Below are 23,580 nucleotides of genomic sequence, written 5' to 3' on the forward strand. Positions count from 1 at the left end.
GGTTTTTTTGTCATGCCTTATGCTACTATAGTTTATTCCCCTTATGCAAAAAAATTACGGTTTTGCGTAAGTCCTATGAATTTATCAGTCTTAACCCATCTGCGGTAACGTTGATAGATGCTGTTCCATTTGCCAAATTCAGCAGGAAGGTCACGCCAAGGACTGCCTGTGCGGATAACCCATAATACTGCTTCGATAAACAGTCGGTTATTTGTTGCTGTTCTGCCTCTGTCGGTCTCTTTGCCTGCACAATATGGTGCTATTTTTGCCCATTGGGCATCAGTAAGTGTTAGTCTATTCATATAATCAGAATAACTGATTTTCTTTGTATGTCAACACACCCTAATATACCTTTCCGTAATTGCAATAAAAAACAGGACAGCTGATGCAAGACTTTTTGATATCCATTCCCACAACAGAAGTACAAATGTTTTTTGTAGGATTTCTCACTTTTATATTGTGTATGTTCGTGGTATTTGGACTGGCAGTGGTAATGCTTTACTTTGATGCACAACGTGCTTGGCTAAAAAAGTATATATTTCACATATTATCGCTATTATCCTGTTAATTGTCATTGGCTTGTTTTTTGTGCCAAGTGAATATGCAGGCAGTTATCTTGATGTCTATGCCAATCAAACTTTTGCGAATGTTGGTTATACTCTAGTAATGGCTTTAATCTGTGCGGTAATTATGGAGTCTCGATTTGTATTGGGGCTGTTATTTACACTATTTTTTGCAGGGGTATCTGGGGCGATTGGCGGTAAAGGTGTAGGCGATTTTGTCTCGCCTAACCCCATTCATGCTAAGATTGAATGGCTTAGCTTCGATGACACTGACCTAAAGTTTAGTAGCCTAGTGATTGGGGTGACTGACCTAGGACATCAACACCAGCCCAGTCGAAATTTGGTACATTTACTCGATGAAAAAGGAATGTTAGAAGATGTCACGTTTTCAGATGGTGATGCGATTGATCCGCCGATTACAATGGATCTGATTCAAGCACCTTACTCTGGTTATTTATACTTACCCAATGAATATGCCTTTACATCTTATGGGCAAATACTTTTTTTATGTGTTGGCAACTCTATTTTCGTTTATTGTCTTTACAGGGATATTATTGTTATGCTGTCATCAGAAACCAAAAAATGCGGTCAATCCATTGAAGGATTTGTCTGATCTATCATCACCTGACGATTAAAGTTTAAATTACAGATTTTTCTACGGAGATGATTGCCGATTTCTGCTAAAATAAGCCGATTACTTTGACTGATTTTTAAGTTATGCAAACCTATCTCAATCTATTACAACATATTCTCGATACAGGTGGCGACAAAGGCGATCGCACTGGCACTGGCACACGTTCGGTATTTGGCTATCAAATGCGTTTTGACCTTGCAAAAGGCTTTCCGCTACTGACCACAAAAAAAGTGCATATGAAATCCATCGTGCATGAATTACTGTGGTTTTTAAAAGGTGATACCCATGTGCAATATTTACAAGATAATAAAGTGAGTATTTGGGATGAATGGGCAACAAGCGATCAAACCGCACGTTTTGGGCGTGGCGAAGGCGATTTAGGTCCTGTTTATGGTCATCAATGGCGTAATTTTGGGGCGACTAAAGATCAAAATGGTCAATATAATCGCGATGGTTTTGATCAAATTTCATGGTTGATTAATGAAATTAAAACCAATCCTAATTCTCGCCGTTTAATCGTGTCGGGTTGGAATCCGAATGAAGCTGGGCAAGTGGCTTTACCGCCGTGTCATACGCTGTTCCAATTTTTTGTGCAAAATGGCACATTATCTTGTCAATTATATCAACGCAGTGCCGATGTATTTTTGGGTGTGCCGTTTAATATTGCCAGTTATGCGTTGCTGACGCATATGGTGGCTCAAGTCTGTGATTTAGATGTGGGTGAGTTTATTTGGACGGGTGGCGATACGCATTTGTATCAAAATCATTTTGAACAAGCCCAATTACAATTGAGCCGTCAGCCGTTGCCATTATGTCAATTAAAACTCAATCCTGAAGTCAAAGATATTTTTGATTTTAAATTTGAAGATATTGAAATCGTCAATTATCAATCCCATGCAGGCATTAAAGCGGAAGTGGCAGTATGAGTTTATTAGACATTAAGTATGAATTGAACGCCCAAAATATCGAATTGGTACACGTTGTGGCATTCGATGAAAAGCACTGTATCGGCAAAGATAATCAGCTGGCTTGGCATGTGCCTGAAGACTTACAACATTTTAAAGCCGTGACCAGTGGCGGTGTGATTGTCATGGGGCGTAAGACTTTTGAAAGTATGGGACGACCGTTGCCTAACCGTACCAATTGGGTGATTACCCGTGATAAAAATTGGTCAGCGGATGGGGTAAAGGTCGCTCACTCGCTAGAAGATGCCTTGCGTTTGGCAAGTTTGGACGTGCCACACAGTCAGCAAGCTGATTGTTTATTTGTGATTGGTGGTGGTGAAATCTTTAAGCAAACTTTGCCGATTATGGATAGATTGGAAATTAGCCGTATCGCCTTAGATGTTCAAGGCGATGCCTTTTATCCTGAAATTCCCGACGAATTTAGTTTATGTGGTAGCGAACAAGGCGTGAGTGCCAAAAATGGCATTGGCTATACTTTTGAAACCTATCGGCAATTACATAAGGCAAATCATATTGATTAAAAAGCTGCCATTTATCATTATTATACTTTGTACTCATATTTGGCTTAGTCTAGCAATATGGGTACAGCAGCCTATTCATGTCTATTTTAGTTATTTGATTTTAGCATTATTCTTTTTAAGCACCAGTATTTTAACTTATCTGATTATCACAAATCATACTATTTCAAAATTTTATTATTACTGTTATGGATTATTTTTATTGGTAGGATTAGCTTGGTATTTTAATATTACACCGAAAAATAACCGTGATTGGCAAGATGATGTGGCTTTTAATGTCGATTATCAACAACAAAATAATCAAATTACCGTCTATAATGTGCGTAATTTTAATTGGCGAACTGAGCATGATTATGATATTCGTTGGGAAACACGGCATTATGATTTAAATCAACTACAAGGCGTGGATTTGGTACTTTCCACATGGGGCATTGATCAAATTTCCCATACTTTACTGACTTTTCGCTTTAATGATGGGCAAAAGTTGGCGTTTTCAATTGAAACACGCAAAGAAAAATCTGAAGACTTTACAATTATCACCAGAGATTACGCGACAATTATTTTTAACTTATTTACAACGTGGACAGCAATTAAATCAACAGCCTCAATGGTATAACTCACTAACCAGTAATTGCACTACAGTGATTTATGATATGGTGAAACATATTACCCCTGTGCCATCAGATTCTCGTATTTTGGCATCTGGATTATTGCCTGAATATTTATATCAGCATCATGTTTTGGATAATCAATATAGTTTAAATGAATGGAAAAATAAGACATTAATTGATCCTAAAGTTGAAAATTTTAAAACATTAGACGACCAAAGTAGCCAACATTATTCACAAATTATTCGACAAGGTTTGGACAAATAGGTATAATAAAATTATTCTATAAGATCTATAACTCTAAAGAAACCATAACTTTTTCCTTCTCTTAAGCAGACTTAAGATTAATGAAAAATATTATTTCGAAAAATATATATTAAATTATCTTAAAAATTTCCCTAATCTTGATAAACTCCAAAGTAACTGTTAAAATTCGCTTAATGAATAAAAAATTTGTATTACTGTTGTGGAGAAATATCAATGGGTGGACAACGAGTCCCTAAAAGTAAGATTTTTTTAAAAGCTGAAGAAAAAATAATCAGGACGTTGCTTATTTTAGACAAAAAATGCAGTGATGAAGAGATTCTTGATAAATTCAAAGAATTATTTCCTGATGATTGGATGAAAATAGTTAAAAGATATGAGGCACATGAAAGAATAACCCCTATCGGGGAAAGCCATCCCATGCCTCCACCTAGAAATTATCTACTTAATAAATTCAGAAAGTATCGCCAGATGTACAATAACGGTGAAAATCTAGGTAAAATCCTTGAAGAGTTAAATAAACCAAAATCTAAGTTTACAGAAGAAACACCAGAAAATATAGAAATTCTCATTTCTCACATCAACACAAATCTTAATTATAAGGATGGAATTTTAGCAATCAATAAATTAGCTAAATTTAAATGTGCTAAATCTATTGATGCCTTGATGAGATTTATGGAATCCGATGCGAACTTTGAGCTGAGAAAACTAGCCTTTGATAGATTGGTAAGATTCGGTTGTGATGTTAAACATCCTTCTAAATCTGCTAGTAAAAAATTGTGATGATAAATTAGTTATAGAATAGTAAAGTCAAAGGAAATTTTCCATAATAAGTGTGCCGAATAGCAATATTCTCATTATTGTTCGTACACTTTAATATGTATTGAAAATTTTCTTTTACAAAATTTCCAAGACTTTTTTCTATAACACCAATTTATGTATCTACAAATTCTTGAGATTGATAGAGTGGTAATACAATGAAAAAAAGGCGTTAATATGTATAGTCAATATGGCACTAAAATGGCAATTTTAGGCGGTGGATGTTTTTGGTGTACCGAAGCGGTATTTTTGCAAGTACAAGGGGTAAAAAGTGTCGTCAGTGGCTATGCAGGCGGTACAGCGGATACGGCAAATTATAAGGCGGTATGCGATGGTGATACAGGGCATGCCGAAGTGATTCGGATTGAATTTGATGAAGATGTAATTAGCTTTGAAAAACTTTTAGATATTTTCTTTGTTGTTCATGACCCAACGACTTTAAACCGTCAAGGCAATGATGTCGGTACACAATATCGCTCGGTGATTTTTTATCTTGATGAAAATCAACATCTTGTAGCAGAACAAAAAGTCGCTGAATTAAAAAGCTTGGGCGTAAATATCGTGACTGAAATCAGCCCTGCTCCGACCTTTTATCTAGCAGAAGAATATCATCAAAACTTTTATGCACGTAATCCAACGCAAGGTTATTGCAATGCGGTCATTCCAGCGAAGCTAGCAAAATTGCGTAGCCATATTTTTTCACAATAAAAATCAATAAAGTCGTACTGATTTGTATCGGTACGACTTTTTAGATATTGTATAACTGAACAGTGTTTAAACTATTCTGTGGCAAAATATAGATTTTTTAAGCCTGCTTCACTCGCACGCGACATCACTTGTGCAGTGGTGTCATACTTTGACTCTTTGTCTGCCATGAGCTGGATGGCTGTTTCAGGTGCTTGTTGTGCTTTGTCTTTCAATCGCTGATTCAGCTCATCCAAGCTAATTATTTCACCGTTGTAGGCGACTTGATTTTGTGCATCGATAGAGATATTGATTGTTTCTGGTGGTTGTTTTTGTATTTCAGCTTTTGCATCAGGCAAAGTCACAGGTAAAGATGGATTTGCCACAGTTGCCGTCACCAAAAAGATAATCATCAACACGAGCATAATATCGATCAACGGAATAAGATTCATTTCCGTCATGCCTTGTTGTTCATCATCACCCAATGAGAATGCCATTAGATTTGACTCCCTGCCAAAGATTTTGACACGTTATGGTCTGTCTGATTGCTTGATTGTTTCACTTCTGCTTTGTGTTCAGGCAAAATACTTTCAATCAACAAGCCATGTGCATGATCTTGTAGCTGCTGTGCAAGACGACGGTTTTGACGAATACAGACGTTATATGCCAATACAGCAGGAATTGCCACTGCCAGACCACAACCTGTCATCACCAAAGCTTCACCAACAGGGATGGCGACTTGGCTCAAACCTGCCTGACCACTCTTACCTACCGCAACTAAGGCATGAAAAATACCCCAAACCGTACCAAATAAACCTACAAACGGTGCAATAGAAGCAATCGTGCCTAGCACAGTAACACCACGCTCGGTGGCATGTTTTTCACGTCCGATTTGTTGCAATAAAGCTTGTTCGGCAGCTGCTTTACGTTGGTCATAAGGCAGAGCTTGTACGCGTGCTTTAAGCTGTTGTACGGCTTGTGACAAGCGTTGATTGGCGTTTTGCTGTAGATTTTTGGTGGCAAGTACACGCAAAATAAATACCGCCCAAGATGCCAACGACATGACCAATAAGATGATATATAGTGTCTTACTGATACTGTCGGCATATTGCCAATATACTGAAAAATCCATAAATTACTCCAAAATTATTTTAACAATAAACTAAAACTGACGTTGGCTTGTACAGGGTGTGGATATGGTTTTAGGCGAGCCGCTTGTACACTTCTTAATGCAGCACTATCTAATCCAGGGATACCACTACTACGACTGACATTTGCATCGGTAATTTTGCCACTCGCATCCGCTTTAAAACTAATGGTAATACTGACTGATTGTTTACTTTTTAAATACTTTTCTAGCGTTTCACTGCGAATAGTCGGGCGTCCTCGAAGCCATTGTAATGCTCCTTCGGAAATCATTTGTGGTGTCTGTGCTTGTTCTTTTGCAGCCTGATCTTTTGCAGCCTGATCTCTTGCAGCTTGCTCTCTTGCTGTCTGATCTCTTGCTGCCTGATCTCTTGCAGCTTGCTCTCTTGCCGCCTGTTCTTTCGCTAAGCGTTCTTGTTCTGCTTTGAACTGGCTATCGTCTTGCTTAGTTTCTGGTTTATGATCAACTTGACTATGAAAATTTTGTGTTTTTACATTGGGTATATTGGTACTGATTACGGTCGGCTGTGGTTTTGGTGTTGGTTGTGGTTTTTCTATAGGTTTAACTGGTTCGACTGGCTTTTCTGTAGGTTTAACTGGCTCAATTGGTTTTTCTTGTGGTAGTGGTGGCTGTGCAGGCTCAGCAATTGGTGCTTGTATCTTTACAAACTGTACGGCTATAGGTGGAGTATCTACAGCACCTACTTCGATTGTTTTGACTTTTAATAGACCCCAAAATACGAGTGCATGACCGATAGCCACTATACCCAATACAGTTGCCGTCTTTTTTGGAGAAGATTCGACTTGGGGTAGATTGTGTTGTATCAAATCAGCCATGGGTAAAGATGCCTTTTGCCTGAAAATTAAAAGATAAATGACTTAAATGGTAGTTTCAATAAGAATGAGAGGAAAATTAAATCATCGATATATATTAAATGATAATTATTATCATTTTCAAGTAAATTATATCATAGCTGCTTCATTCGATTATTTTTAAACCAAAATGTGATGTTATTATATTACATTTGTGTTTGAAAGCACAGTAATGACATTTTCTACAAGACTATGCGACGCATAAAAAGCAGGGTTAACCGTCTCACATCACTTACTGCTTGTTTTACAAGTAATAAGCGATAGTGAGTGAATGATGATTTATTGTTCTATATTCGCAGGTGATGTTTGATGTGGAATAGCGTTATTGCTAGAGCCGTTACTCGATTTGGTTGGTGCATCTGTATGCACGACTGTGCTTTGTTTAGCTTTGTTTGTAGACTTATCCATACTGTTTAACACGGCATCAGCAAGTACGGTATTATTGGCACGAACAGAAATATCTTTGGTCAACACTGGTGGCATTTGATGCTGAGCTGTATTTTGAGATGATGTATATGCTTGTGGATTACTTGTATAACCATAATATGCCGTCACCGGCTTGGTTTTATGATTGCTTGCAGGGACTTTTGCAGTGTTGGTTTGAGACCATCTATTTGCTTGATAGTTCATTTGGTTGTTGGCTTGACTATTGATTTGAGTAGCTTTCTGATTCGCAGGCGCGACTTGGATTGCCATTGACTCATCACCAACGTCTATAACTTTTAGCTCTTGTTGTACAGTCGTTTGTGCAGCTGAATCCGCCTCACTACCCTGTTCTGTGGTTGCTGATGTTGCCGCTGCGGATGATGGCAAATCAGTCACTGTATCGGTGGTAGATTTTGAATTGACTTCAACCAAAGCGGTAGGCGTAGGTGCCACAGATTTACTGGCATTATATTTATCTTTGATGGTCGAAATCGCAAAAAAGGCAGCAACATGCCCAACAGTCACCAACACAGTTGCGATCACCGCTTTACGTTTAAGCTTATTTTCCATCAGCTGTGTTGCTTGCTCTAATTGCATAACTCTACCTTTTTAAATATTTCATAATACTTGATAAAACAATGGGACAGCAAATCCAGTACGCTTGTCTTATTTATCAAACACGACTGTCTTGTTGCCATCAACAATAATACGGTCTTCCAAATGCCATTTTACTGCACGAGCTAAAACATTACGCTCAACATCTTCGCCCAACTCACGAAGTTGTTCAACGTTGTAGTTATGGCTCACCCGTTCTACACCTTGCTCAATAATCGGACCTTGATCCAAATCGGCAGTCACATAATGTGCAGTTGCCCCAATCAATTTTACACCTTTTTCATAGGCTTGTTTGTACGGATTAGCACCAACAAATGCAGGTAAAAATGAATGATGGATATTGATAATTTTCATCGCCCAACGATCAACAAATTCTTCATCCAAAATCTGCATATAACGTGCCAATACCAGCAAATCATTACTTTGTAATAATTCATCAATCTGTTGATAAGACGCACGCTTGTTATCTTTATCAACAGGAATCACTGTAAATGGAATATTAAAATTTTCTACTGATTCACGTAGATCTTCATGATTGGATACAACATGGGTAATCTCGCATGGTAATGAACCACGACTATGACGCCACAACAATTCTAATAAAGCATGATCGACTTTCGATACCAAAATAGCAATTTTTTTCGGTTCAGCGACCAGATTTAGATGCCATTGCATCGCATATTTATCGGCAATATTTTTGGCAAAGGTATCCAATAAAGATTGGCGACGGTGGAGTAAATCTGCCAATTCAAACTCAACACGCATGAAATAGCGTCCACCTTCGGCTTCGGTTGCGTATTGATGCAGGTCAGTAATGTTTGCACCTTGATGATATAAAAAGCTCGATACCGCTTGTACGATACCAGCACGGTCATCACAAGTAATCAGCAGACGTGCTGTATTGGCTGTCATAAAATATACTCAAGAGATTAAATTTGAAAACGCATTTCATTCTAGCGATTTTTTGTCATTTTCGCCATTTCAAAACCATATAAACTGTACAGTTTTATATATATTTACAAATAAATTTATTAAATTCATATATTTATAAAAAATAGCACTGCATAATTTTTATTACATATTGTTTATCTGACTTGACTATTATTTGTTTTTAGCCTAAAACTGAACAATATGATTTAATGTGTTTAGGGTAAAGGAGACAGACCATGTCGAATAGTCACAATGAGCAACACCCACAAGGACAGTCCACAACAGATGGCATTTCGATTGATGCTAAACGTCTAAATGAAATTTTTTATCAGCAAAAAAAAGCATATCAACGTCATCCTTATCCAAATCTTAATCAGCGTTTACAGCGTTTAGAAAATCTTAAAAAAATCCTGTATAAATACCAAGATGATTTTGCTCAAGCCATTTCGCAAGATTATGGCAATCGTTCCATTGATGAAACCAAGATCGGCGAAGTGCTGACCGCAATAGAAAACTGTAATTATTACATCAAAAATCTAGATGATTTAATGAAAGTTTCCAAGCGTTCAGTAGCAACCATACATCAACCTGCAAAAGCATGGGTTGAGTACCAACCACTAGGTGTAGTCGGCATCATTGCTCCATGGAATTATCCATTATTTTTGTCCTTAAGTCCGTTGATTTGTACATTGGCAGCAGGTAACCACGCCATCATCAAGCTGTCTAGTCTCAGCAAAAATTTTGCAAAAGTATTGAGCAAAGCATTATCAGAAGCTTTTCCTGATGATGTGGTCAGTGTCGTTTTCGGTGAAACCTTAAATGACCATTTTACCCATTTACCTTTTGATAAAATCATTTTTACAGGCTCTGGTGATGTTGGCAAAAAAGTGATGCGTGCTGTTGCTGAAAATCTTACGCCAGTGCTGTTAGAGCTGGGTGGTAAATCGCCAACCATCGTACATGAAGACATGCCTTTAGAAGATGCGGCTCAACGTATCGCAATTGGTAAATTGTGGAACGCAGGACAAACATGTGTTGCACCCGATTATTTATTTTTGCCACGTGGAAAAACCCAAGATTTTATCCAAGCCTACAAAGCCCAAGTACAACAACTCTATCCAAGCATCGCTGACAATCCCGACTACACCTCTATTGTCAGTGAAAAGCACTATCAACGTTTGCAAGATTATTTGACCGATGCCAAAGCACAAGGTGCTGAAGTCATTGACCTTTATCCAGAACAAAATCAGGCTTTGTTAAAAGAAAAGCATACCATTTCACCTACCCTAGTGCGTCATGTATCACCTGATATGTTATTGATGAAAGAAGAAATCTTTGGTCCAATTTTGCCTATTATGGAATATGACGATATCGATGATGTGATTATGTTTATCAATGCTCGCCCACATCCTTTGGCATTGTATTATTTTGATTTTGATAATAAAGATGTCGCTGAATATATTCGCCGTAACACGCATTCTGGGCATTTTGGTTGGAATCAAGTATTGACTCATGTTGCACAAGAAGACTTGCCATTTGGTGGTGTTGGTGCATCGGGCATGGGCAAATATCATGGTGAAGAAGGTTTTTATAGTTTATCTCATGCTCGTTCGGTGATGAGTTATTCAAAATTTTATGCTTTAAAATATATCGCACCACCATTTAGTCGTAAAATTCATGAAATTGTGTACAAAACCCTGTTACGCAAATCGTGATTTTAGGCTAAAATAGACCGTCTTGGGTATGCGATGGCAAAGATGGTCTATTTTGTCATCACACTCGAAAAATCGCTTAATAGATAGGCGATTAATCGCATTACGTACAACAAATAAACAAAATGCTTGCATTTTGCGTTATTTTTTGCTATAAAACGCCCCTTAAGAAATTTAATTTTGTTTAACCGATAACAGCCTAGCCTTTTTTTGATGGTTTGGCTTGTATCTCTGGAGTTCACCATGTCTAAGGTTTGCCAAGTTACCGGCAAGCGTCCAATCGTTGGTAACAACGTTTCGCACGCCAATAACAAAACCAAGCGCCGGTTCGAGCCGAACCTGCATCACCACCGCTTTTGGTTAGAAAGCGAAAAACGTTTCGTACGTCTTCGTTTGACCACTAAAGGTATGCGTATCATCGACAAATTGGGTATTGAAAAGGTTGTTGCTGACCTACGTGCTCAAGGTCAAAAAATCTAAGGAGCTACTCTGATGCGTGATAAGATTCGTTTAGTATCAAGTGCTGGTACAGGTTATTTCTATACCACGACTAAAAACAAACGTACGATGCCTGAAAAAATGGAAATCAAAAAGTTTGATCCAAAAATCCGTCAACACGTGATTTTTAAAGAAGCTAAAATCAAATAATTTTTATTTTGATTTTACAAAAAAACGGCTTTATGTTTTGCATAAAGTCGTTTTTTTATTGATGATTTAAAATGATGCAAATTAATTTATAAAGGAACTGTCCTAGATAACGTAGTTTAGTTATACTAGGACAGCCCCATCTTTAATTTCATAGAATATATATGATGATTGAGAATACATATGAAGATGATTATTTTGATAAAGACCTTGAGTTGTGCTTAAAGTTTTTATCTGAAAAGAAATATCAATACATATTAAGCAAACTTTTCTGCTCTGATAAAAGTATTTGGATTAATGTTCATAACTCTGTAAATGATGAAAATTTAGTTTTATCAAATAACATAGATTTTATGTGGCTAGATATCCCTGATAATGAAGATAAAAATATGGTTATTGTTTTATTTTTAAATAAACTGACTATGGAAATAGTTTATGCTTATTTTAATTTAAAAACGCTTGTGCATTAGTTTTTATCCAATTACCATAATTAAAAAAATAGGTTAAAATATATTCAGGACAATCCATTCATAAATTTAACAACCTTTTAAGATTATCTTTAGCTTTTACTTGAAAATTATTTTGAAAAAATTCAGTTTTAAATAAATGCCGTTGTTGATAAAAGCCATATAATACGTCATGGCGTTTTTGTTGGTAAATATTGATTTCAACCCATTGATATTCTTGTCTAATCTGCTGTTCATACTCCGAAAATCGCTCTGCTGTACTGGCTAAAATCGCCAAATCTATATCTAGTAAATAATTTAAATCTTGATAATAAGGGTGATGGCTTGCAAATGGATTTTGGTGCGTTTTGGTGGAAAAAATAAACTGGCGAATAATTTCTATTTCTTCGCAATTTAAATTTATTTTTGCCAATTTTTGCACTGCATATTGACTGCTATATTCTTCATTCATATTGGAGCGTGGGTCATAGACTATATCATGATAAAACAATGCCAATGCTACGATTTTGGGTGAATGAAACTCGGCTTGTAATTGTTGCCAAAAATCAAAGCATTCGGCTAAATGCTGTAGCGTATGATAAGCACGCCAAGGCTCTTGATAACGCAACATAATATCTTGAAATAAATCATCATGTTGTGACAAATCCAATGCCTGCCACGTTTGTTGTAAAATGTGCATTTGCTTCTACTCTATCGTTTTAAATCATTATGATTTTAAATTTGACACTATGCAATCAGAACGTAAATTTTTCCACAAACCATCAAAAAAATCTTGACAAACTCAAAATAAAGCCTATGATACGCCTAAATTTCATACTACAGATAATGAGCTTTCGCTCAATTATCCATCAACCAAAGGGAGGTTAAATGTGATGTTCTACAATTTATTCATTCAACCGACAGCGGAAACACGCTGTTTATAAACCCTTGTCTTATTATATCGGACAAGCGTTTATTAAAAATTTGCACTTGTCCGAATGCCAACCAAAATCATGCTAACTTCGTCTAGCCGTGAATTGCCAAGCATTCACTTGGTTTTATTTTACTGATTTAATTTATTAAGCTGTTTTTTTTGATTTTTAATATCTTGTTAAAAATCGTTGCTAATGCTCGCTTAATTTTTATCATCCTAAAATTTTCCTTGCTGACAAGTGCCTAATATTTCTTAAAAAATTGAGAAAAATTATGGCTATACAACTGATTTTAAATGCCAATGCCGAAGAACACGGTTATGGCGTACCTGTAAAAATTTATACCCGTGATGTCGATGAAGAAAGCCTAAATCAACTGCGTAAAATGGCACAATTGGATTTTATTCATTCCCATATTGCGGTGATGCCTGATGTGCATCTGGGCAAAGGGGCAACGGTCGGCAGTGTAATTCCGACCAAAAGTGCCATCATTCCAGCAGCGGTCGGTGTCGATATTGGCTGCGGTATGAATGCCCTACGCTTAAGCCTAAAAGCATCGCAATTGCCTGATAATCTGTCGGCGATTCGTAATGCGATTGAACGTAAAGTGCCAGTCGGCTTTGAGCAACACAAGCAAATCAAAGCCAAAGCCTCTACCCTATCACCACTGGATAAACAGCTCAAAGTCATTACCGATAAGCATCCTGCTTTACGTCGTATGTTGCGTCAATTTGATGCCACTTGGCAAAAACAACTTGGCACCTTGGGCGGTGGTAATCATTTTATTGAGCTATGCATTGATGAAAATGATGATGTTTGGGTGATGCTACATTCGGGTAGTCGTGGTTTGGGCAATGTGATTGGTACGTATTTTATTGAGCGTGCCAAGAAAGAAGCCCAAAGCCGTTTTGGTCATGTGCCTGACAAAGATTTATCTTATTTTGCCGAAGGCTCGGCTAATTTTGATGATTATGTGCAAGCGGTAGAATGGGCACAAGCCTATGCTTTTGAAAATCGTCGTGAAATGATGCGATTGATTTTGGAAGCCATTCGTCCGCTATTGCCAAGCTTTCAGATGACCAAAGAAGCGATTAATTGTCATCACAATTATGTTTCGCAAGAATATCATTTTGGTGAGCATGTTTTTGTTACCCGTAAAGGGGCAATTTCTGCACAGCAAGATGAATATGGCATCATCCCTGGGTCGATGGGGGCAAAATACTTTATCGTCAAAGGGCGTGGTAATCCTGATTCGTTTTGTTCATGTTCGCATGGTGCAGGGCGAAGAATGAGCCGTAGTCGTGCTAAGCTGATGTTTAATCAACAAGATTTGATTGCACAGACGCAAGGCGTGGAATGTCGTAAAGATAAAGCCGTGGTCGATGAAATTCCGAGTGCATACAAGGATATTGATGAAGTCATGGCAAATCAAGACGACTTGGTCGAAGTGGTACACACGCTAAAACAAGTGTTATGTATCAAAGGTTAAACTGATTTAAACCATTTACAAGGTGATTTTATGAAACTCAAAACCTTACCCAAAATCAAAGTGCGTAATCATGTTGCACTTTCACCACTACTGAAAAAAGGTGGTGTATTTGCTACAGAGCAACCCAAAGCGGTACATCGCCGTCAGCGTCAGCAATCCAAACAACAATTGCGTAAAACCGATTGGTTGTGAAAAATAGGAGCTGTGGATATGTATCAACTTATCAACAAGGAGAAAGGGCGGAGTAATCCGCTCTTTTTTATTGTGAAAAATATTATACTTACTAAAGTTCGTTTTGATAAAAAACATTGAAATCAATCATCTATATTTATACATCTGTGTGTCATTAGTTTTTGTATCAATTTTATGTTAAAATTAAGCAAATCAATAGCTTTCAAACTCATAGCCACCATGGAAAATTTAGCAGCTCTTCCTAATAGCCCTATCAGCAAGCCAAATACACAACGTGGTCATGAGCGTTGCCGACTGCTACTTGATGTAGCCACTGAATTATTTATCCAACATGGCTATGAACATGTCAGCCTAGATCAAATCGTTGAAGTCGCTGGTGGTTCAAAAGCCACGATTTACAAATATTTTGGCAATAAGCAAGGCTTATTTTTTGCGATTTTTCAGCAACGCTGCAATCTTTTTCTACAAAAAGTAGAACAAATCTATGAGCAAAATATTGATGATATTCAGCTCACTTTAGAAAATTTACTTTATGATTTATATCAGTTTTTTATTGATAGTAAAGGTGGTGCGTTCGAACGTTTACTGGTACAGATGAGTGAGAATGACGTCAAACTTGCACAAGAGTTTTACGAAACTGGTCCTAGGAAAGCACATCAATTGTTAGCCGCATTATTACAAAAAGCACATGATGCCAAACAAATCCACTGCCCAGAACCAGAAATTTCTGCAATTTATTTTTATGGCTTTTTGCATGACGTGCATTGGCGTAATTTGGTAGGTTTGTCTAATGCACTTTCTGATGCACAAATTCGTCACCAAATTAACTATGTGGTCGAGCGTTTTGTATCTGGTCATGCAATAAATTAAAATATTTTGTTATATAACCTTGATTTAATCTTAAATTTTAGATATATATTTATATTTTAGAGGATCTAGATATGGCGACTCGGCATTTTTTAAAATTAAGTGATTTAACTCCCACCGAATTAAGACAAGTTTTAAATCGGGCAATTGAGCTGAAACAGAATTTAAAAGAAGATGATATTTACCAACCTTTTGTTGGTAAAGTCATGGGGATGATCTTCGAAAAATCGAGCACCCGTACGCGTATCTCATTTGAAGCAGGTATGAGCCAATTTGGCGGTTCTGCGATCTTCCTTTCACCTCGAGATACACAATTGGGGCGTGGTGAACCGATTGAAGATTCTGCACGTGTTATGTCACGCATGCTTGATATTGTGATGATTCGTACTTTCGGTCATGATATCGTAGAAAAGTTTGCTCAATATTCCAGTGTACCTGTCATCAATGGCTTGACTGACGATCATCATCCTTGTCAGTTGCTTGCAGATATGCAAACTTATCTTGAGCATCGTGGCGATATTTCAGGTAAAACAGTTGCTTGGATCGGTGATGGTAATAATATGTGTCATTCCTATATGGAAGCGGCAGATTTGTTGGGCTTTAAACTTAAGATTGCTTCACCACAAGGCTATGCACCGACAGCTGAATTATTGAAAAAATTTGCACATTGTGTAAGCTTGGTAGATAGTGCTGAGCAAGCTGCTCAAGATGCAGATTTGATTGTGACCGATGTTTGGGCAAGTATGGGGCAAGAAGAAGAGCAACAAAAACGCATCAAAGCTTTTGCAAATTATCAAGTGAATGAACAATTGATGACATTTGCAAAACCTGACTGTTTGTTTATGCATTGCTTACCTGCCCATCGTGGAGAAGAAATCTCTGAAAACATGTTAGATCATCAGGGCTCAGTGGTTTGGGATGAAGCAGAAAATCGTTTACATGCACAAAAAGCATTGATCGAGTTTCTATTTCATCAACAGGGTGTAATGTAAAGCAACGCTCTTTTGATAATAAACAAAACGGCTTGGTATCTCACCAAGCCGTTTTGTTTATGTTACTAAAACTTATCTCTTATGTATTAGCCGTCTAATTCACCAGTTTTGATTAGGTTCTCTTTGTATTTCAACCAACAGAAATGTACTAAAAAGCCAATACTCATCACCAATGCAATCAGCATGATATTATTGGTAATTAGGGATTTTTCTTTGGTTAAAATACCAAATAATACACCAATGATTGCAGGGGCAACACCTGCATTTTCACCTTCCGAAATGGTTGGGGTCGCCAATATTGCAAACAAAATGACCCACAAAATACCGCCAAACGGGCTAGGAATACGACGTGTAATGCCATACCAAGCATAAAGCGCCAATAATGTCCCGCCTACATAAACGGTAACAGCGATAGTCGCCTCTGGAATACCATCAAATAGACTTAAAAATCGATTAAAAAAAGATTCGATATTAGATGTTTGTTCAGGCACCGCGTAAACCCTCTGGTTCTACTGCATTTGGATTAATCAAGCCTTCCGGTGGCATTTGCACAAAATAGCCTTTGGTGGTGAGTGAATCTAGCACGTGTATTGTCGATACTCGTGCCAGTTTACGTTCTGGCTGTAGGTCAATTTGCATGACAAAGATTGCTCGACCGAATGCCATTTTCAGCATATCTGGTACATTTTCAAATGGATCTGTGGCTGTATCAGTGGCATTGTCCGCACGCGCTACGTACAAATACATTTCGTCTTTTTTACTTGATTTATAAATATCACACAACATTAAAATCTAAAACCATCACTGCAATTTAACCTGTTAAGCATAACCAATTTTTAAACGAATTGCTATGCTTGTATTACAGGCTTTACATTAAAAAAAATGATACGAGCTACCAAAACATCTGGTCTATTATACCAAGATATCTCGCTTACTGTTTCCGCCTACTGGTGCACCGATAATACCATCTGCTTCCATCTGGTCAATCATACGTGCCGCACGGTTATAACCTAGGCTAAATTTACGCTGTAAAATAGACGCACTGGCTTTACGTGACTCGAGTACAAATGCCACACATTGATCATATAATGGATCACGATCAGCTTCCGCAACATCGCTACTAAAGTCTGCACTGCCCGCTGCTGAACCATCTTCATCATAAGGTGTCAGGATTTCATCGACATAGTTTGGTGAACCACGCTCACGCCATGCATCACAGACACGATTGACTTCATCATCACTGATAAACGCGCCATGTACACGAATTGGTTCATTACTACCTGGGGCTAGGAATAACATATCACCGTGACCTAGCAAGTCTTCTGCACCGCCTGAATCGAGAATAGTACGAGAGTCAATTTTTGAATTGACACGCAATGCCACACGAGTTGGGATATTGGCTTTGATCAAACCTGTAATGACATCAACTGAAGGGCGTTGCGTTGCAAGCAATAAATGAATACCTGCCGCACGTGATTTTTGTGCCAAACGCGTAATCATCTCTTCGGCTTTTTTACCGACTTGCATGATCATATCAGCAAATTCGTCTGCCACAATCACAATCATTGGCAATGGCTGTAAACGTGGCGCACGCTGTTGTGTCGCAGAATTTTCAGCTTTCCATGTTGGATCAATTAAGTCTTCACCACGCATCATGGCTTCTTCGACTTTGCGGTTATATTCGGTGATTTTACGCACCTTAAGATGGGCAATCAGTTTATAACGGCGTTCCATTTCATTTACACACCAATTCAACGCATTGACTGCATCTTTCATATCGGTCACGACTGGCGTGAGTAGATGTGGAATATCATTATAATTGGCAAGCTCAAGCTGTTTTGGATCAATCAAAATTAAACGCAATTCTTCAGGGCGATACTTAAGCAACATCGATAAAATCATTGAGTTTACCGCGACTGACTTACCCGAACCCGTTGTCCCTGCTACCAACATATGTGGTGCTTTCGCCAAATCAGTCAGCACAGATACACCTGAAATGTCTTTACCCATTGCCATGCTGATCAAACCATTCGGATCACGGTAATCATAAGTATCTAATAATTCAATCAAACGCACCATTTCGCGGTTTTCATTCGGTACTTCGATGCCGATATAGGGTTTGCCAGGAATAACTTCGACCACACGCACTGATTTCATTGACATAGAGCGTGCCAAATCTTTAGAAATATTGGTCACTTTAGATGCTTTAACACCTGGTGCTAGATCCAACTCAAAACGTGTTACCACTGGACCTGGTTGTGCCTCAACGACTTGAGCCTTGATATTAAAATCTTGTAGCTTGATTTCTAACAATTCTGATAAACGTCGTAACTGCTCTGGACTAAAGCTGACTTTTTTATGCTCATCTACTTTATCCAAGACTTCAAGCTCTGGCAATGGTGACAAATCCAAACGTCGCTGTGCAACCTGCATAGCACGTGATACCACTCGCCCACTACTGTCCGTCAAAGGTGCATCAATATCAGCCCAGTCACTGTCCAAAAGCTGTGCATCAAAGCCATCATTTATTTTATTTTCAAAATCAGTCAAGATGTCGACTGTACCTTGCGATGCTGCTGTAGCATTTGACACTGTACTTGTCGCACTTTGGGTTGCAAAAACTGGCATATCATCAAGTGATGTATCATGAGATACTTCAACTTTAGATGCCAAATCATTTAAATCAAAATCTTGCTCTAAATCCAAATCAGCAAAGCTATCTAGTGTTTTAGCTTGATGCTGTGGTTGGGCATGTTTTGCTACGGTGTCCTGTGCAACGTGTTCTGCTTGCAGATTTTTTGACTGATGATTTTGCTCATTCGGCACAGCATCCAATAATTGGTCAAAGATACTGTCATCATCCCAATCCAATGTCGATTTTTGAGTTTGCTCAAGCTGAGTTAACGCAATATCGCCTTCGGTGGTTGGTTGAAAAATTGGATCTGTAAGCAGCACATCTTCAACGCTCAACGCTTCTTGCACTTGTGTATCATCAGTCAAAACATCTTGAAGCTGAGGCTCATTTACTGTCGTCACAGTAATAGGATCAACATTCTGCTGATCTAAATGCGTATGACTAGGTACTACATTTTCATCAATATTAACGCCTTTTGCAGCAGTCACAATCGATACACCGCTACCAACAAGTGCTGCACGTTCCAAGTTTTTAGCCAGGCTCGATGTGACTGGATGCTTAGCCACTACTGGCTCTTCCACTGGTGCTGGTGCAGGTTTTGGATTCATCAAGTCTGAAATTGATACTTGTTCCAATGGTGGTTGTGGCGGTGCTTTGGCAATAGGATTTGCTTTATGATGGCTTATCGTGGCTGACACACTTTGACGCATTTCACTTGTCACTGAAGTGTTTGGCGTATGTTGATTATTTGGCTCTACTGTGCGTTGCCAAACCTCGCCTGCTTTAATTTCAGTTGCTAAAGTCTCGGCTACAGCTTCAGTATCGATGTGATGATTTTCTGTTGCAACGTCTTTATGCAATTCATCGGTTGCTTGATGGCTGTGTTTATTGGGTGCTACGTTTAAATCAGCTAAATCGTTAAGATCACTTTTATTCAATTCAGCTTTTTTATTTTTATAAAATAATTCTTTTAAATAGTTTGGTGTTTTTGCCAGTACTTCAGGTGCTTTATGCCATTCTATTTTGAATGCCAAAGTCCATAAAGATAAATTAAATAAAGTTAGTAAAACCACCGCACCAATACGTGTAAAGGTATGCTCTAAACCATGAGATAATTCTAAACCTACAATCCCACCTGATGCATTTGCAAGACTATCCGTTGGCACTTGCCACAGAAAATATAACAACGCCGCTGTCGTCAATATAATAAAAAACTGTGCTGCATAGCGAAAAGGACGCGTTAAATAGCTACGTGGCCACCATATTTGAATTGCTTCAATAAACAAAAAAACAGGAATGAGTATCGCAGCCCAACCAACGATTGCATATAAAATATCAGCAAGCCATGCACCAGAAATACCGCTCGCATTGCTTACTTGCTGTGTATCGCTAGACACTTGCAACCAACCCGGGTCAAAAGGCGTATAGGTCATGGTGGCAATCAATAAATAAATGCCTAATGACAATAAAAATATTGTGGTAATGACACGCTGTGTATATTGACCCGCTAAAATGCTCATAATCAACCTTAATCTAAGCAAAAACAAAAAGCTTATCTGACAAGCGTCTCAAACAATAAAATGGCTGAACACGTTGCTGATATTAGGAATTGTGCATTATGCCATAGTTTACAGATGGATAGCAGAGATAAGCATAATTAATTTTTTAAGAAAATGTGTTTTCATTGACACTTTTTCATCAATCATAAATATTGTTCTGCTATACTGCTGACAACAGTTTGATGATGCATTATCAATATGCTTTTGAAATCATTAAACATTGTAATTTATTCAATAATATCTTAAGGATAAGTGTCATGAACGTACTTCAAGAACTGCCATTACCGCAGCAACTTTGGCAAGAACACAGCATCGATATGACTCGTCATCGTATCAATGGTCGTTTACTTAATCAAAGTGAAGGCATGCAAATTGGTAAGGCTCAACGACAACATACACCACGACGTGCATTGGCAAATATCAGTCAGCGTCCGAAAAATATCGATGCCCTAAGTATTTATCACTGGTCAAATCAAGGGCGTCTTGCTCATCTGTTGCCTGTACGTGCTAAGCGTATGAGTGTGTCACCGTTTACTTACTTTCGGGGTATGCCATCGTTGATGCTATTTGATCAGGCTTGGGAAGGTCACCATTCTGGTTTATTCCAACAGATTTGTGGTGATTGTCATCTGACCAATTTTGGTGGTTTTGCCAGCCCAGAACGTAATATGTTATTTGGTATCAATGATTTTGATGAAAGTATCGTTGCACCTTTTGAATGGGACATCAAACGTTTGGCATCCAGTATCATGGTGGCAAGCCCCCTACTCGGCTTGGGTGAGAAAGTCGGACTAAAAGCCATCGAAATTTTATTAGATACTTATCGTGCTGGTTTGTTACACCATCAAAAATTATCTCCGCTAGAAGTGTGGTATGACAAGGTTGATGCAACAAAGATACTTGCACATACTGATGATAAAAAACTACGTGCTACACGTAAACGAGAATTAGACAAGGCACGCTTTAATACTTCAGACAAAGTATTACCAAAACTCACCAAAACCGATCCTGTAACTGGCTTTCGTCAATTTAAAGATGAACCTCCACTACAATTGCATCCAGAAAATGGACAACCTTTTTATCAAGATGTAGAGCTGTTCTTTGAGCAATATCGTAATAGTCTCAAATTTGATCGCCAAGTATTATTTGATCGCTATGCACTGCGAGATGTGGCATTGCGTGTGGTCGGTGTAGGCAGTGTCGGTACACCTGCTGCAGTGGCATTATTTAAAGATGCAGATCATGAACCGTTGATTTTACAAATGAAAGCGGCTTATCCATCAGTTTTGTCACCATTAATCAAGACCGAACATTCACACCAAGGCGAACGTGTGATTCGTGGACAACAATTGATGCAAGCGGCAAGTGATATATTCTTGGGTTTTTCGCAGCTGACCAAACCTCAAACACAAGATTTTTATGTACGCCAATTGCGTGATATGAAGTTTTCCGCTGACTTGAGTACTATGGATACGGAACATTTTTATGAATATATCGAAAGCTGTGGCTTGGCACTGGCTCATGCTCATGCCAAAGCGGGTAATGCAGATATCGTGTTAGGTTATCTCGGTCAAGGTACGAGTATTGTGAATATTATGCAAGATTATGCAACGCAAACAGCAGAGCGAAACTTGCAAGACTATACACAATTTATGAATGAAATTAATACTGGCAAGATTACCGTTGCAGGGGATGAAGTCTTGTAACATCGATGTCAAAATCATCTAAAGTGAAGATTCAATCGGCTATTTAGGTGATTTTGTATAAATTTGCCTAGCTCAAACTTTTTTGGTCTATAATAGCATTCAATTTATTTTACTACGATTAATATGGGATAAACCATGTCTGTACAACATTCACGTTTAATTATTTTAGGTTCAGGTCCAGCAGGTTATACTGCCGCGGTTTATGCAGCACGTGCTAACTTAGAACCAACATTAATTGCAGGTTTGCAATTGGGCGGTCAATTGACTACGACGACTGAAGTCGATAACTGGCCAGGTGGTAAGCGCGGCTTAACAGGTCCAGCATTAATGCAAGATATGCAAGAGCATGCCGAGCGTTTTGGCACCAATATGGTCTATGATCATATCAATCAAGTTGATTTGTCACAACGTCCATTTGTTTTGACCGGTGATATGGGGCAATACAGCTGTGATGCGTTGATCATTGCAACAGGTGCAACGGCACAGTATTTGGGTTTAGATTCTGAACAAAAATTTATGGGTCAAGGCGTGAGTGCTTGTGCGACTTGTGATGGTTTTTTCTATAAAAATAAAGCTGTTGTGGTAGTTGGCGGTGGCAATACCGCAGTAGAAGAAGCTTTATACTTATCAAATATCGCATCGCACGTGACATTGGTACATCGCCGTGATAGTTTGCGTGCCGAAAAAATCATGCAAGACCATCTAATGAAAAAAGTTGCTGAAGGCAAAATCACTGTTGAATGGCATCAGCAAATTGATGAAGTGTTGGGTGATGCAACAGGCGTTACTGGCGTACGTTTAAAATCAACTGTTGAAGGTAGCACTAAGCAACTTGATACACATGGTTTGTTTATTGCTATCGGGCATAAGCCAAATACAGATTTATTCCAAAATCAGCTCAATCTCAAAGATGGCTATATCGTGGTCAATCGTGGCTCGGAAGGCAATGCGACTGCGACCAGTGTTGCAGGTGTATTTGCGGCAGGTGACGTGGCAGATAATATTTATCGTCAAGCAATTACCTCATCCGCATCAGGCTGTATGGCAGCATTAGATGCAGAGCATTATTTGGATAATTTGAAATAACTTTTGAAATTATTTTTTCAATCATCAATGATTCGAAGACATAAGCCATACAATCTTGTATGGCTTATTTTTTGTCACTTTTTATTTGAAGTATGTTTTTCAAACTATTGATTTTTGTAATATTTTTCTCTGCACACGACAAAAAATCATCCCCACCCCACCTTTAGCGGTTTAGGGGATAAAAAACTGACCAACTGTCGAAATACAGCCTTATCATTATTAAACACCACCAAACGTAAACCCTCGATCAACAAATCTAAACCTAGAGCAAACA

The 23,580-nt window shown here is 38.2% G+C and carries 25 protein-coding genes and 2 pseudogenes; 17 read left to right on the forward strand and 10 right to left on the reverse strand.

Translation table 11 applies throughout. The features are described 5' to 3' along the window. Positions 1-77: 77 nt before the first annotated feature. Positions 78-302 (reverse strand): annotated as a pseudogene (locus ACEYX7_RS06440) (transposase); the annotation flags it as partial. Between the two features lie 286 nt (positions 303-588). On the opposite strand from ACEYX7_RS06440, the gene ACEYX7_RS06445 reads away from it, so the two are divergent. From ACEYX7_RS06445 to msrA, 7 genes and pseudogenes are all read left to right on the forward strand, one after another. Beyond that, positions 589-1,176 (forward strand): hypothetical protein, encoded by a 588-nt coding sequence (locus ACEYX7_RS06445; RefSeq protein ID WP_374900332.1) that lies wholly within the window; start codon positions 589-591, stop codon positions 1,174-1,176. A gap of 104 nt (positions 1,177-1,280) precedes the next feature. Continuing rightward, positions 1,281-2,123, forward strand: a complete 843-nt coding sequence (locus ACEYX7_RS06450; RefSeq protein ID WP_374801997.1) for a thymidylate synthase — start codon at positions 1,281-1,283, stop codon at positions 2,121-2,123. Further along, the gene (locus tag ACEYX7_RS06455; RefSeq protein WP_374801999.1) at positions 2,120-2,683 is read left to right on the forward strand and encodes a dihydrofolate reductase; all 564 of its coding nucleotides are present in this window, start codon (positions 2,120-2,122) and stop codon (positions 2,681-2,683) included. The genes ACEYX7_RS06450 and ACEYX7_RS06455 overlap by 4 nt, the downstream gene beginning before the upstream one ends. Next, positions 2,622-3,294: pseudogene (locus tag ACEYX7_RS10950) on the forward strand (lipoprotein N-acyltransferase Lnb domain-containing protein); the annotation flags it as partial. The gene ACEYX7_RS06455 and the pseudogene ACEYX7_RS10950, both read left to right, overlap by 62 nt. Before the next feature lie 39 nt (positions 3,295-3,333). Beyond that, complete coding sequence (locus ACEYX7_RS10955; RefSeq protein ID WP_465249754.1) at positions 3,334-3,555, forward strand: hypothetical protein; 222 nt, start codon at positions 3,334-3,336, stop codon at positions 3,553-3,555. 213 nt (positions 3,556-3,768) lie between these two features. Next, positions 3,769-4,335 (forward strand): hypothetical protein, encoded by a 567-nt coding sequence (locus ACEYX7_RS06470; protein WP_374802003.1) that lies wholly within the window; start codon positions 3,769-3,771, stop codon positions 4,333-4,335. A 213-nt stretch (positions 4,336-4,548) separates the two neighbouring features. Further along, positions 4,549-5,079: a peptide-methionine (S)-S-oxide reductase MsrA gene (msrA, locus tag ACEYX7_RS06475; protein ID WP_374802005.1), complete on the forward strand. Its 531-nt coding sequence runs from the start codon at positions 4,549-4,551 to the stop codon at positions 5,077-5,079. 71 nt (positions 5,080-5,150) lie between these two features. Here the strand turns inward: msrA and ACEYX7_RS06480 are convergent, their stop codons facing one another. From ACEYX7_RS06480 to purU, 5 genes are all read right to left on the reverse strand, one after another. Further along, on the reverse strand, positions 5,151-5,552 hold the full coding sequence (locus ACEYX7_RS06480) for an ExbD/TolR family protein (protein WP_374802007.1): 402 nt from the start codon (positions 5,550-5,552) through the stop codon (positions 5,151-5,153). Beyond that, the gene (locus tag ACEYX7_RS06485) at positions 5,552-6,187 is read right to left on the reverse strand and encodes a MotA/TolQ/ExbB proton channel family protein (RefSeq protein WP_374900334.1); all 636 of its coding nucleotides are present in this window, start codon (positions 6,185-6,187) and stop codon (positions 5,552-5,554) included. Before ACEYX7_RS06485 ends, ACEYX7_RS06480 begins: the two co-directional genes overlap by 1 nt. A gap of 14 nt (positions 6,188-6,201) precedes the next feature. Beyond that, the gene (locus tag ACEYX7_RS06490) at positions 6,202-7,038 is read right to left on the reverse strand and encodes an energy transducer TonB family protein (protein ID WP_374802011.1); all 837 of its coding nucleotides are present in this window, start codon (positions 7,036-7,038) and stop codon (positions 6,202-6,204) included. Between the two features lie 315 nt (positions 7,039-7,353). Continuing rightward, positions 7,354-8,097, reverse strand: a complete 744-nt coding sequence (locus ACEYX7_RS06495; protein ID WP_374802013.1) for a hypothetical protein — start codon at positions 8,095-8,097, stop codon at positions 7,354-7,356. A gap of 69 nt (positions 8,098-8,166) precedes the next feature. After that, positions 8,167-9,027: a formyltetrahydrofolate deformylase gene (gene purU / locus ACEYX7_RS06500; protein ID WP_374802015.1), complete on the reverse strand. Its 861-nt coding sequence runs from the start codon at positions 9,025-9,027 to the stop codon at positions 8,167-8,169. A gap of 254 nt (positions 9,028-9,281) precedes the next feature. On the opposite strand from purU, the gene ACEYX7_RS06505 reads away from it, so the two are divergent. The 4 genes from ACEYX7_RS06505 to ACEYX7_RS06520 all read left to right on the forward strand — a co-directional run bounded on the left by ACEYX7_RS06505 (position 9,282) and on the right by ACEYX7_RS06520 (position 11,872). Next, positions 9,282-10,760, forward strand: coding sequence for a coniferyl aldehyde dehydrogenase (locus ACEYX7_RS06505; RefSeq protein WP_374900335.1), 1,479 nt, complete (start codon positions 9,282-9,284; stop codon positions 10,758-10,760). Positions 10,761-11,000: 240 nt separating this feature from the next. Next, complete coding sequence (gene rpmB, locus ACEYX7_RS06510; RefSeq protein WP_004649871.1) at positions 11,001-11,237, forward strand: 50S ribosomal protein L28; 237 nt, start codon at positions 11,001-11,003, stop codon at positions 11,235-11,237. A 12-nt stretch (positions 11,238-11,249) separates the two neighbouring features. Continuing rightward, positions 11,250-11,405, forward strand: coding sequence for a 50S ribosomal protein L33 (rpmG, locus tag ACEYX7_RS06515; protein ID WP_001205031.1), 156 nt, complete (start codon positions 11,250-11,252; stop codon positions 11,403-11,405). Positions 11,406-11,566: 161 nt separating this feature from the next. After that, the gene (locus tag ACEYX7_RS06520; protein ID WP_374900336.1) at positions 11,567-11,872 is read left to right on the forward strand and encodes a hypothetical protein; all 306 of its coding nucleotides are present in this window, start codon (positions 11,567-11,569) and stop codon (positions 11,870-11,872) included. Between the two features lie 58 nt (positions 11,873-11,930). Here ACEYX7_RS06520 and ACEYX7_RS06525 read toward each other — a convergent pair whose 3' ends face one another. Beyond that, positions 11,931-12,548 (reverse strand): HD domain-containing protein, encoded by a 618-nt coding sequence (locus ACEYX7_RS06525; protein ID WP_374900337.1) that lies wholly within the window; start codon positions 12,546-12,548, stop codon positions 11,931-11,933. A gap of 506 nt (positions 12,549-13,054) precedes the next feature. Between ACEYX7_RS06525 and ACEYX7_RS06530 the strand changes: the two genes are divergently transcribed. The 4 genes from ACEYX7_RS06530 to argF all read left to right on the forward strand — a co-directional run bounded on the left by ACEYX7_RS06530 (position 13,055) and on the right by argF (position 16,320). Further along, positions 13,055-14,269 carry an RtcB family protein gene (locus tag ACEYX7_RS06530; protein ID WP_374900338.1) on the forward strand — a complete coding sequence of 405 codons (1,215 nt, stop codon included), beginning with the start codon at positions 13,055-13,057 and terminating at the stop codon, positions 14,267-14,269. 30 nt (positions 14,270-14,299) lie between these two features. Further along, positions 14,300-14,461, forward strand: coding sequence for a hypothetical protein (locus ACEYX7_RS06535; protein WP_374802034.1), 162 nt, complete (start codon positions 14,300-14,302; stop codon positions 14,459-14,461). Positions 14,462-14,680: 219 nt separating this feature from the next. After that, positions 14,681-15,331 (forward strand): TetR/AcrR family transcriptional regulator, encoded by a 651-nt coding sequence (locus ACEYX7_RS06540; protein WP_374802036.1) that lies wholly within the window; start codon positions 14,681-14,683, stop codon positions 15,329-15,331. A gap of 71 nt (positions 15,332-15,402) precedes the next feature. Next, positions 15,403-16,320, forward strand: coding sequence for an ornithine carbamoyltransferase (gene argF, locus ACEYX7_RS06545; protein ID WP_374802038.1), 918 nt, complete (start codon positions 15,403-15,405; stop codon positions 16,318-16,320). A gap of 86 nt (positions 16,321-16,406) precedes the next feature. On the opposite strand, the gene ACEYX7_RS06550 is transcribed toward argF, so the two are convergent. From ACEYX7_RS06550 to ACEYX7_RS06560, 3 genes are all read right to left on the reverse strand, one after another. Then, on the reverse strand, positions 16,407-16,811 hold the full coding sequence (locus tag ACEYX7_RS06550) for a hypothetical protein (RefSeq protein WP_374802040.1): 405 nt from the start codon (positions 16,809-16,811) through the stop codon (positions 16,407-16,409). Then, positions 16,804-17,106: a YcgL domain-containing protein gene (locus tag ACEYX7_RS06555; RefSeq protein ID WP_374802042.1), complete on the reverse strand. Its 303-nt coding sequence runs from the start codon at positions 17,104-17,106 to the stop codon at positions 16,804-16,806. Before ACEYX7_RS06555 ends, ACEYX7_RS06550 begins: the two co-directional genes overlap by 8 nt. A gap of 126 nt (positions 17,107-17,232) precedes the next feature. Beyond that, positions 17,233-20,475, reverse strand: a complete 3,243-nt coding sequence (locus tag ACEYX7_RS06560) for a DNA translocase FtsK (RefSeq protein WP_374802044.1) — start codon at positions 20,473-20,475, stop codon at positions 17,233-17,235. A gap of 296 nt (positions 20,476-20,771) precedes the next feature. On the opposite strand from ACEYX7_RS06560, the gene ACEYX7_RS06565 reads away from it, so the two are divergent. Next, a complete protein-coding gene (locus tag ACEYX7_RS06565) occupies positions 20,772-22,220 on the forward strand; it encodes a DUF2252 domain-containing protein (RefSeq protein WP_374802046.1) in 1,449 nt (482 codons plus the stop codon). A 135-nt stretch (positions 22,221-22,355) separates the two neighbouring features. Beyond that, on the forward strand, positions 22,356-23,306 hold the full coding sequence (trxB, locus tag ACEYX7_RS06570) for a thioredoxin-disulfide reductase (RefSeq protein ID WP_374802048.1): 951 nt from the start codon (positions 22,356-22,358) through the stop codon (positions 23,304-23,306). The last annotated feature ends 274 nt before the right edge of the window (positions 23,307-23,580 follow it).

This window comes from Hubeiibacter jixunmingi (genome assembly GCF_041928215.1).
In the GTDB taxonomy this organism is placed as follows: Bacteria; Pseudomonadota; Gammaproteobacteria; order Pseudomonadales; family Moraxellaceae; genus Acinetobacter.